Here is an 11398-nt window from a genome sequence, read left to right as displayed (position 1 = left end):
TGGCGTGACCAGAAGGTACATTGTGGAGTGGACGAGACGGTGAATTGCCGGCACTCAAAAACAAGACCATGCGAAAGGTCCCAGATGCGGCTTCCCTTCTTCTACGGCTGGACCATCGTCGCGGTGACGTTCGTGACCATGGCGATCGGCGTCAATGCGCGGACCGCGTTCTCGCTGTTCTTTCCGCCGATCATCGGCGAGTTCGGCTGGGAACGCGGCGTCACCGCCGGCGCGTTTTCCTTCGGCTTCGTGGTTTCCGGCGTCGTCAGTCCGTTGATCGGCCGGATGATGGACCGCTACGGTCCGCGCGCGGTGATGGAGATCGGGGTCGCGCTGATGGGCGGCGGACTGTTGCTGGCGCCGCTGACGACGCAGCCCTGGCATCTTTATCTCACCATCGGCGTCATGGTCGGCGCGGGCAGCGTCTGCCTCGGTTATTCCGGTCAGTCTTTGTTTCTGCCGAACTGGTTCATCCGCCGCCGCGGCCTCGCCATGGGCCTTGCTTTCGCCGGCGTCGGGATCGGCTCGGTGACGCTGCTGCCATGGGTGCAGCTGATGATCGAGCAAACCGGATGGCGCACCGCCTGTACCGCGATGGGCATCCTGGTCCTGGTGGTGCTGGCGCCGATCAACCTTTTGCTGCGCAAGCGGCCCGAGGATTTAGGCCTGCTGGCGGATGGCGACGCCGCGCCGTCGGCCACCTCAGCGAAACCGGTTTCGAACATCGTCGATCCGGTCTGGGCCGGCACCGACTGGACGCTTCGCCGCGCGCTGCGCACCGCGCGGTTCTGGTGGATCGCGCTCGGCTATTTCTGCGGCCTGTACATCTGGTACGCGGTGCAGGTGCACCAGACCAAGTTCCTGCTCGATATCGGGTTCAGCCCCAATGTCGGGGTGTGGGCGCTCGGCGTGGTCAGCCTGCTCGGGATTCCCGGTCAGATCTGGCTCGGCCATCTCTCCGACCGGATCGGGCGGGAATGGATATGGGCGATCAGCTGCGCCGGCTTTGCGATCTGCTTTGCGGCGCTGATCGCGCTGAAATACGCGCCCGTGCTGCCGCTGGTCTATTTGATGGTCTTCACCCAGGGCGCGCTCGGCTATGGCCTGACCTCGGTGATGGGGGCGGTGGTGCTCGAAATATTCCAGGGCAAGCATTACGGCGGCATTTTCGGCACCATCATGCTGGCAGCGCTGGCGGGCGGCGCCGCGGGTCCGTGGGCGACCGGATTCCTGCACGACCTCTATGGCAGTTACAGCATCGCCTTCGCGATCGGCATCGTGGTCAGCCTGCTCTCGGCAGTGGCGATCTGGCAGGCCTCGCCGCGCAAGGTGCGCGCGGTCGCCGGGCAATTGCACAAGGCGCACGCCGGCGCCTGAAGCGCTTGGTCAGGCCGACGCGATTCCGATCGCTCTCCGCAGATCGTTGATGGCGCGCAGGAAGCTGTCGGGTGGCGTGGTCTCCGGATCGATCAGGCGGTGCAGACGAAAACCGTCCTCCATGGCCAGCAGGATCGCGCCGGTCCATGTCGGGTTCAACACGGCGTTCCTGGCGCTGTTCTTCGACGTCGTCTCGACGATATCGGCGATCAGTTTGCGCCGGGCGCGGAGCCGCTTGGCGAGTTCGGGCCTGCGCTTTTCGGCGCGCGCCACGAACAGGATCATCTCCATGTGCAGCAGGGGAGAGCGGCCGAGCGGATCCTGCTGGCTGCGGTCCATGGTCTTCAGCGCGTCGAGGAAGTCCGCGAGGTTGTTGTGCCTGGCGAGCAGATCGAGATTGCGCCGGATCGATTGTTCGACGTGATCCTCGATCATGGCGATGATCAGCTCGTCCTTACTCTTGAAATTCGAATAGAACGCCCCGCGGGTAAAACCGGCCGCAGCAACAATGGCCTCGATGCTGGCGCCGCCGATGCCCTGGTCCTCGAACACGCGCGCGGCCGCCTCGAACAGCTTTTCGCAGGTATCGTCCCGGGTCGGTCGCGTTCGAACTCTTGACATCCTGCCATTTTAGGGCAGAATGCAACTCGATACAATAGTGTATCGAGTTTCGATCCCCGATTAATACACGCCATGTGCTAGAATGCGCAGGCGTTTCAGCGCTCCAACGAATTGAGGTCACCATGAACGAGCATGTTCAGACCGAAGCAGGCGAATCGCTTTTCAATCCGCTGGCGCCCGAGTTCATTCGCAACCCCTATCCCTATTACGAGCGGCTGCGCACCACCGATCCGATGCACCTGACGGCGCATGGCGCCTTCGTCGCCAGCCGTCATGCCGAGGCCAGCCTGGTCCTGCGCGACAAGCGCTTCGGCAAGGATTATGTCGAGCGCACCATCCGGCGCTATGGCCCCGACATCATGAAGGAGCCGGTGTTCCGCAGCATGAGCCATTGGATGCTGCAGCAGGACCCGCCGGATCACACCCGTCTGCGCGGCCTCGTGGTGAAAGCCTTCACCGCGCGGCGGGTCGAGGACATGCGCCCGCGGATTCAGCAGATCGTCGACGAGACGCTCGATCGCATCATCCCGCAGGGCAAGATGGACCTGATCGAGGACTTTGCGTTCCGGCTGCCGGTCACGATTATCTGCGACATGCTCGGAATCCCGCCGGAGCATCGCGAGGTGTTTTATGCCGGTTCGCGCGATGGTGGGCGCATCCTCGATCCGGTGCCAATGACGCCGGCCGAAATTGCGCAGGGCAATGCCAACAACGCCATGGCCCAGATGTATTTCCATCAGCTGTTCGAACTGCGGCGGAAGAGCCCGGGCGACGATCTGACCACGCAGCTGGTGCAGGCCGAGGAAGACGGCAGCAAGCTCTCCAATGAGGAACTGACCGCCAATATCATTCTGTTGTTCGGCGCCGGCCACGAGACCACAGTCAATCTGATCGGCAACGGGCTATTGGCGCTGCATCGCAATCCCGATCAGCTGGCGCTGTTGAAGGCCAATCCCAATCTCATCACCAACGCCATCGAGGAGTTCCTGCGTTACGATTCCTCGGTGCAGTTGACCGGCCGGGTTGCGCTGGAAGACATCGAAGAGCTCGGCGGCAAGAAAATCCCGAAGGGCGAAAGCGTGTTGTGCCTGCTGGGGTCGGCCAACCATGATCCGGCCGTCTATCCGGACCGGCCGGAGCGGCTCGATATCACGCGGCCCAATGTGAAGCCGCTGTCCTTCGGCGGCGGCATCCACTTCTGCCTCGGCGCCCAACTGGCGCGGATCGAGGCGGAGATCGCGATTTCGACCCTGCTGCGCCGGCTGCCGGACCTGCGGCTCGATGACGCGGAGAACCCGGAGTGGCGGCCGACCTTTGTGCTGCGCGGGCTCAAACACTTGCCCGCAAGTTGGGGATAGCGCCGTCACAGCGATGTTGCTGTGACTTCGCCACACTTGTCTCTATATATTGATATATTGGGCTGCTTCGGCGCTGAGTTTTGCGTGGCGCGGCCGCGCGCCGGGCTCAAGGGGAGACACCGTGCAGACGACGCTGCTCGGCCTGGCAATCGCCATTATCATTGCGCTGCTGGCCGCGCTCGTCGGGCCGTATTTCATCGACTGGAACCAGTTCCGGCCGCAATTCGAGGCCGAGGCGACGCGGATCCTCGGTGCGCAGGTGCGCGTCGGCGGCAAGCTCGACGCGCGGCTGTTGCCGACGCCGTCGCTGCAGCTGCGTTCGGTGGTGGTCGGCGGCGCCAACGATCTCGGCAAGGTGCGCGCCGACAAGCTCGACGTGGAATTCAGCCTGGGCGCGCTGATGCGCGCCCAGTGGCGCGCCACCGAACTGACCATCAACGGCATGTCGCTCGATCTCGGGCTCGATCCCAGGGGCCGGATCGACTGGCCGGCCTCGACCGGACCGTTCAATCTGGGATCGGTGGCGATCGACCGCCTCAATCTCACCGGCCGCGTCGCCCTGCACGATGCGGCGAGCCGCGGCACCATCGAACTGAACGACATCGCCTTCTCCGGCGACGTGCGCTCGCTGGCTGGCGCGATCCGTGGCGACGGCAATTTCATGTTGTCGGGCGTGCGCTACCCGTTTCGCATCTCGTCCGGGCAGGGTCCCGACGGCAATGGCACCCGCGTGCATCTCACCATCGATCCCGGCCAGCGCGCGCTCGCCGCCGATCTCGATGGCGTGCTCACGCTCGAGGCGCGGGCCCCGCGCTTCGATGGAGCGATCACGCTCGCGGTGCCCGCCGGACAAAGAGGCACCGCCGACGACGTGCCGTCGTCGCCGTGGCGCATCGCCGCCAAGGTCAAGGCCGACACTTCGGCCGCGCGGCTCGACGCGATCGAGGTGAGCTACGGCGCCGACGAACGTGCGCTGAAGCTTTCGGGCAGCGGCGACATTCGCTTCGGTGCCTCGCCGTTGCTTCACGCCGCGCTGTCGGCGCGCCAGCTCGATGCCGACAGGTTTGTCGCCAAGGACACTGTCAAGGACACTATCAAGGACAGCAAGGACAACGCCGCCGAACCGGTTCGCGTGCTGCCCGCGCTGCGCACGCTGCTATCTGGAATTCCGCAAACCCCGATCCCCACACAAATCGAATTCGCCTCCGAGCAGATCATGCTGGGCGGGCGCCCGTTGCAGGATATCGCCGCTGAACTGGCCGGCGACGGAAAATCCTGGACCGTTCACCGGCTGGAGTTTCGCGCGCCGGGCACCACCCGGGTGTCGTTGAACGGTGCGACCGCGCAAGGCGCTTCACCGGACAGTTTCAAGGCGGCGCTCAACGTCGAATCCTCCGATCCGGATACGCTGCTGACCTGGCTGCAGGGCCGCGGCGATCTCGCCTCTCGCAGCCAGAAGCCGCTGCGGCTGCGCGGCGACGTCACGGTGTCGCCCGGCGGCTTTGCCATCGATGCCATGAAAGCCGAGATCGACGGCGGCGCCGTCGACGGGCGGGTCGCGGTTTCGCATCGTGCGGCGAACAATGGCTCGAAGGTCGACGCGGCATTGAAGGCGGAGCGGCTCGATCTCGATGCCGCGACGGCGTTTGTGCGTTCGCTCGCCGGTCCGCAGGGCGAATGGCCAGATGAGGCGCAGCTTTCGCTCGACGTCGGCCGCGCGATGTACGCCGGCCAGGAAATGCGGCCGCTGTTCGCCAGGGTCCGCTACAGCCCGAAGGAGATCGTCGTCGACCGGTTGAAGATCGGTCAGCCCGACAGCGTCATGCTGGATGGCGGCGGCAATTTCGATCGCGTCAATGCGACCGGAAAACTGGTGCTGGATTCCACCGCGACGTCGCTGGGACAGCTTGCCGGAGCTGTTGCACCATTTGCGCCGTCGATTGCCGCGCGGCTCAATGCGGTGGGAGCGGGGCCGGGCTCGGCACGGATCAAGCTGACGCTCGATCTCCTCAGGAACAGCAAAACCACGACTGGCGACCATGTTGCCGCGTCAGCCGCCATAGCTGTCGACACGCCTCAGCTCAAAGGCAACATCACGATGGACGCTTCACCGCTGATCGCTGCGATCCGCGGCGTCGATCTCGAAGCGCTCGGGCGCAGCGAGATCAGCGTCGGAGCCAGGCTGTCATCGGAACAGGGCCGCGCGTTGCTGGCACTGCTCGGCCTCGATCGCGCGATCGCGGCCGGCGATGGCCCGGCGCAATTCGAGGGTACGGCCACCGGCGCGTGGCGGGCGGCGCTGCGGCTGAAGGCGAAGGTGTGGGGCGCGGCGCTCGATGCCGATGCCGAGGGCTCGGCCGAGCCTTGGGCGCCGGAGGCTAAGGCGAGCGTCAATCTGCGGATCCGCAGCGCCGATCTCGGGCCGCTGCTCGAACTCAGGCCGTCCGACACGCTGGCGAAGGACATCCGCGTGTTCTCGCGCGCTTCGCTGGCCGGCAACCGGCTGACCTTCGACGATCTCGACAGCATCATTGCAGGCTCGCGCTTGCGCGGCCGCGTCGCGCTCACGATGGGGGACGAGAAAAACATCGAGGGCGAAATCGGACTCGACCAGCTTTCGCTGGCGCCGGTATTCGCGCTGGCGATCGGCGCCGCCGGACACGATGCGGCCGAGCCGCTCGGCGCCGGGCTGACCAAGGGCTGGCGCGGCAGCATCGCGTTTCAGGCGCTGCGCGGGTTGCTTCCCGGCGGCAGCGAATTGCAGCCGGTCAGTGGCATGGTCAAGGGTGACGGCCAGTCGCTGACCTTCGATGCCCTCAAGGGCAAGATCGGCGGCGGCGAAGTAACCGCCAATGTCGACGCCAGGCAAAGTGCGAACGGCATTGCCTTGAATGCGAGCGTTCAGCTCAGCAGCGTCGACGGCGCGGCGCTGCGTTATCGGAACCTCGCGATGCCCAGGGGCCGCGCGTCGATGCAGATGGCGCTGGCGAGCCAGGGCCGCAGTGCGTCGGCATTGACCGGCGCGCTGTCCGGCAGCGGCACGGTGACGCTGGAATCCGCCGTGATCGCCGGGCTCGATCCGCGCGCCTTCGACGTCGCGATCCGTGCCAGCGACGCCGGCCAGGCCAAGGACGACGCCAGGCTGAAGCAGTTCGTCGAGCCGGCGCTTCTGGCCGGCACGCTGTCGGTGGCGTCGGCGCAAATTCCGTTCAACATCCGGGACGGTCGGATTCGCATCGGCGCGACCGCGCTCGATGCCAATGGCGCGCGTGCCATCGTCTCCGGCGGCTACGATATTCCCGCCGATCAGGCCGACATCCGCGCCACGCTGGCGTCGGCATCGGCCGGAACGGCGACCAGCCGTCCGGAAATCCAGCTGTTCGCCGAGGGCACGCCCGATGTGTTGAATCGCACCATCGATGTGACCGCTCTGTCGTCCTGGCTGGCGGTGCGGACGATCGACCGCGAAACACGGCGGCTGGATGCGATCGAGCGCGGCGAACCGCCACCACAGATGCCGACGCCGGCCCCGGTTGCGATCCCGCAGCCGACCGAGCCAGCGCCGGCGACGCCCGAGGCCAATCCTGCCAGCCCGCCGCTCACCGACGTGCCGCCGCCGCGCAGGCCGCTGCCGAAGCCCAGGGTCGTCGCGCCGCGGCCGCCATTGGTGCCGCCGGTCGTCAATGCGCCGCCACCGCCGCCGTCGGTGGCGAGCCAGCCGCAGGTGGCGCCGCTGCCGCCGCCGATCGACGTCAAGCCGGCGCCCGGCGTGCTGAAGCTGCGACCGCGGCCGCCGCTGTCGCTGACGCCGCAAGTCGCCAATCCGCCGCCGCAACGGCCGGCGTTGCAGAACAGCAATTAGGTTCTGACGGCAGATTGACGCTGGGCTCGACTCATCGCTGTCGCCTCGAGCATCTGAATCGCAGCCGTAGAATTGGGTCGTCATTGCGAGGAGCCAACGGGTCGCGCGAATGCGCGCCCGATGACAGGCTCCGCGACGAAGCAATTCATTCTTTCTTTTGGTGGAGGGACGGATTGCTTCGCTCTGCTCGCAATGACGGGGTTAAGACAGGCGTGTCTCTTCAACCCAAGCGATCACACCTTAAAGCATAATCTCCCGCTCGATCCCGATCGCCTGCAAAAATGTCGTGTCGTGGCTGACCGCGATCAGCGCGCCGTCGAATTCGCGCAGCGCAGTTTCCAGCTCTTCGATCGAGGCGAGATCGAGATGGTTGGTCGGTTCGTCCAGCAGCAACAGGAACGGCGGCTGCGGTCTTGCGAACACGCAGGCCAGTCCCGCGCGCAGGCGCTCGCCGCCGCTGAGCGTGCCTGATATCTGCAACGCCGCCTTGTTGCGGAAGGCAAACCGCGCCAGCGCTGCGTGCGCATCATTGCCGGACAGGTCAGGATTCAGCCGGCGGAGATTATCGAGGATGCTTGAGGCTTGATCGAGCAGGCCGACATGCTGGTCGAGTACGGCGACGCGATCGGTCGGGCGGTGGATGGTTCCGGCGCTGGGCTTGAGCTCTCCGGCGATGAGCCGAAGCAGCGTGCTCTTGCCGGTGCCGTTGGCGCCGCGGATCGCGATCCGCTCGGGGCCGCGCACCGCGAATGACAGCGGGCCGAACAAGGCGCGGCCGTCGAACGCCATCGCCACGTCGCTGAAGCTGACGAGTTCGCGACCGGCCGGCAGCGCGGTGTCCGGCAGATCGATCGCCAGCGGCGTCAATATTTCGACCCGCGCGCGGGCTTCCTCGAGCGCTTGCGCGCGGTCGCCGATCAGGCGGTCGGCGAGACGGCTGTCGCGCGCGCTGCTGTTTTCGGCGCGCTCCTTCTCCCGGTCCATGAACATCTTGTCCTCGATGCCCTTGGCGCGCCAGGCGCGACCGGCCTTGTCGCGGCGCGCCTTCTTCTCCTTTGCTTTCTGAACGGCGCGCTCGGTGTTGCGAAAGGCATCCGAGGCACGATCAAGATCCGCCTCGGCGCGGGCTCTCGCGGCATCGCGTTGTCCGGCAAAGGCGCTCCACGCGCCGCCGAACAGCGTGACGCCGATCGGCGTCAGTTCAATGATGCGATCGACGTGCTCCAGCAGCGCGCGGTCGTGGCTGGCGACGATGACGCCGCCTTGCCAGCGTTCGAGCAATTGCGCCACCGCCAGCCTTCCGTCGGCGTCGAGATTGTTGGTCGGCTCGTCCAGCAGCAGCAGGTCCGGGGCCTCGATCAGGAGACGTGTGAGCGCCACCCGCGTGCGTTCGCCGCCACTCAGGGAGGCGATCGGACGATCCAGCGCCAAATCAGGCAGACCGGTTTCCATCAACGCGGCTTGCAGCCGGGTCTCCAGCGTCCAGTCGGCCTGGGCGGCATCGTCGAGCGAGCCGTCGCCCTGTTCGAGCCGCCGCATGCGCGCGAGATCGCCGGCGACGCCAAGCGCCTGGCTGACGGATTGGCGCTCATCCGCAAGCTGGGCCAGCATGCCGATCGAGCCTGTGCGTTGCATCGACCCGATCGCCGGTTCGATTCCGCCCGCGATCAGATGCAGCAGCGTCGACTTGCCGCAACCGTTGCGTCCGACCAGGCCGGTTCGCTCGCGCCCGAGCGCAAGCGTCAGTCCGTCGAATAGCGTGCGTCCGTCAGGCGTGGTGAGGGAGATGGAATCCAGAATAACAAACGCGGACATGGAGAACTTCCAGAATGGACAGGTTTCGCGGAGCGGTGAGGCTGGCGATATCCATTTCGGTCTCCATGGGGTTTGAGTTCGGTCCTTGTTTCTAGAAACTCGGCGTGCTCAGCGCAAGCGGATTTAGCCGGCGCCGAGCGCCACCGCGATCTGGTAGGTCGCCAAGCTCGCGACATAGGCCAGCGCCAGCATGTAGGCGAAGGTGATCACCATCCATTTCGAGCTGCCGGTTTCGCGGCGGATCACCGCCAGCGTCGAGGCACATTGCGGCGCGAAAATGTACCAGGCCAGCAGCGACAGTGCAGTGGCGAGGCTCCATTTGGTGGCCAGCACTTGCCCGATCTGCTCGGCGGCTTCCTTGCCGCCCTCGATGGCGTAGACGGTGCCGAGCGCAGCGACGGCGACTTCGCGCGCCGCCATACCCGGGATCAGCGCCACGGCGATCTGCCAGTTGAACCCCAATGGGGCCAGCAGCGGTTCGAGCGCCTTGCCGATCATGGCGGCGAAACTGTAGTTGATCGCCGGGTCCTGCGCGCCGGCCGGCGGCAGCGGGAACGACGCCAGGAACCAGATCAGCACCATCATCGAGAAAATCGTGGTCCCGGCGCGCTGCAGGAACATCTTTGCCCGCGTGTAGATGCCGATCGCGATGCTTTTCAGGCGCGGCAGCTTGTAGTCGGGCAATTCCAGCATGAAGGGCGCGGGCGCGTAGTCGCGCAGCATGAAGAACTTGATCAGGAACGACACGCCGAGCGCGCTGGCGATGCCGACCGCATAGAGGCCGAACATTACGAGGCCGCGCAGATTGAGCCAGCCCCAAACCTGTGTGTCGGGAATGAAGGCTGAAATGATCAGCGTGTAGACCGGGATCCGCGCCGAACAGGTCATCAGCGGCGCGATCAGGATGGTGGTCAGCCGGTCGCGGCGATTGTCTATCACCCTTGTGGCCATGATGCCGGGGATAGCGCAGGCAAAGCTCGACAGCAGCGGGATGAACGCGCGGCCGTGCAGGCCGGCGCCGCCCATGATGCGGTCCATCAGGAACGCCGCGCGTGCCATGTAGCCGAAATCTTCCAGCAGCAGGATGAACAGGAAGATGATGATGATCTGCGGCAGGAACACGACCACGCTGCCGACGCCGGAAATCACGCCGTTCTGCAGGAAGCTTTGCAGGAGCCCGGCGGGCAGGGTGTCATGCACCAGCTGACCGAGGGCGGCGAACGCCGACGACAGCGCTTCCATCAAAGGCTGCGCCCAGGCGAACACCGCCTGGAACATCACGAACAGGATCAGCGCCAGGATCGCCAGCCCCGCCACCGGGTGCAGCACCACGGCGTCGATGCGCGAGGTCCAGGTATCGGGCCGCGTCGGCAGGCTGACGGTTGCCGCGATGATGCGATCGGCCTCGCGCTGGGTGGCGCGCAACTGCGCGACCGTCAGGGGCTCCCAGCGATTTTGCGACGCCGGCAACTGGCCTTGCGCCGAGATCTCGTCGGTCAATCGCAACAGATCGGCGGTGCCACCCTTGCGCACCGCAATCGATGTCACGACCGGCACGCCGAGCGCTTGCGACAGTTGCGCCACGTCCACGGTGACGCCGCGCCGCGTCGCGATGTCGAACATGTTGAGCACCAACGCCAGGGGCCGGCCGGTGCGCTTGAGTTCGAGCACGAGGCGGATGGTCAGCCGCAGATTGGTGGAATCGGCGACGCAGAGCACCAGGTCCGGCACCGTCTCGCCGGGCGTCCGGCCGAGCACCATGTCGCGGGTGATTTCCTCATCGGGGCTGCGGCCGCGCAGCGAATAGGTGCCGGGCAGGTCGACCAGCGAAACCTGACGTCCGAGCGGCGTGACGAACGACCCTTGTTTGCGCTCGACGGTCACGCCGGGATAGTTCGCGACCTTTTGACGGCTGCCGGTGAGCGCATTGAAAAGCGCGGTCTTGCCGCTGTTCGGCGTGCCGACCAGTGCGAGATGCATCAATGGAGCTTCCATGGCGTAAAGTCCCGTTCGCCTCAGGCGACAATGATGGCCATCGCCTCGCGGCGGCGTACGGCGATGGTGACGTTCTCTACGCGGACGGCGATCGGATCGCCGCCCACGATGCCTTCATGGAGCACTTCGACCCGGGCGCCTTCGACAAAGCCGAGCTCGATCAGCCGGCTTTCGAGCTCGATGTCCGAGAGCGCCGAGCCCGCGTCGGCGGCCGCGATGCGGTGGATCACGCCGGAATAGCCGCGTTTGGCCAAACCCAGCGGCAATTGCGGACGCGCGTCGTTTGCTTCGGTCATGACTTGTCTTGCTAATCGCGGAGCGATAGGTCAAGCGCGGCGGCTGCAACGACGCGTGAGCTTAGAACGATTTT

The 11398-nt window shown here is 65.8% G+C and carries 7 protein-coding genes; 3 read left to right on the top strand and 4 right to left on the bottom strand.

What is annotated here, in order from left to right; all coding sequences use genetic code 11:
- Window positions 1–84 precede the first annotated feature (84 nt).
- Window positions 85–1377, top strand: coding sequence for an MFS transporter (locus tag NL528_RS34715; protein ID WP_309178875.1), 1293 nt, complete (start codon window positions 85–87; stop codon window positions 1375–1377).
- Window positions 1378–1386: 9 nt separating this feature from the next.
- Here NL528_RS34715 and NL528_RS34710 read toward each other — a convergent pair whose 3' ends face one another.
- The gene (locus NL528_RS34710; protein WP_309178874.1) at window positions 1387–1998 is read right to left on the bottom strand and encodes a helix-turn-helix domain-containing protein; all 612 of its coding nucleotides are present in this window, start codon (window positions 1996–1998) and stop codon (window positions 1387–1389) included.
- 122 nt (window positions 1999–2120) lie between these two features.
- Between NL528_RS34710 and NL528_RS34705 the strand changes: the two genes are divergently transcribed.
- Together NL528_RS34705 and NL528_RS34700 are read left to right on the top strand one after the other, a co-directional pair.
- Window positions 2121–3356, top strand: coding sequence for a cytochrome P450 (locus tag NL528_RS34705; RefSeq protein ID WP_309178873.1), 1236 nt, complete (start codon window positions 2121–2123; stop codon window positions 3354–3356).
- A gap of 121 nt (window positions 3357–3477) precedes the next feature.
- The gene (locus NL528_RS34700; protein WP_309178872.1) at window positions 3478–7218 is read left to right on the top strand and encodes an AsmA-like C-terminal region-containing protein; all 3741 of its coding nucleotides are present in this window, start codon (window positions 3478–3480) and stop codon (window positions 7216–7218) included.
- 240 nt (window positions 7219–7458) lie between these two features.
- Here the strand turns inward: NL528_RS34700 and NL528_RS34695 are convergent, their stop codons facing one another.
- The 3 genes from NL528_RS34695 to NL528_RS34685 all read right to left on the bottom strand — a co-directional run bounded on the left by NL528_RS34695 (window position 7459) and on the right by NL528_RS34685 (window position 11324).
- Entirely contained in the window at window positions 7459–9033 is a 1575-nt protein-coding gene (locus tag NL528_RS34695; RefSeq protein WP_309178870.1) for an ABC-F family ATP-binding cassette domain-containing protein, read from the bottom strand.
- A 123-nt stretch (window positions 9034–9156) separates the two neighbouring features.
- Window positions 9157–11028, bottom strand: a complete 1872-nt coding sequence (locus tag NL528_RS34690) for a ferrous iron transporter B (protein ID WP_309178869.1) — start codon at window positions 11026–11028, stop codon at window positions 9157–9159.
- A gap of 20 nt (window positions 11029–11048) precedes the next feature.
- Window positions 11049–11324, bottom strand: coding sequence for a FeoA family protein (locus NL528_RS34685; RefSeq protein ID WP_309178868.1), 276 nt, complete (start codon window positions 11322–11324; stop codon window positions 11049–11051).
- Window positions 11325–11398 lie beyond the last annotated feature (74 nt).

Origin of the sequence: Bradyrhizobium sp. Ash2021 (genome assembly GCF_031202265.1) — a bacterium.
Lineage (GTDB): Bacteria > Pseudomonadota > Alphaproteobacteria > Rhizobiales > Xanthobacteraceae > Bradyrhizobium.
The sequence above is the reverse complement of the archived record's forward strand: the minus strand, read 5'-3'. Positions and strand labels throughout refer to the sequence as shown.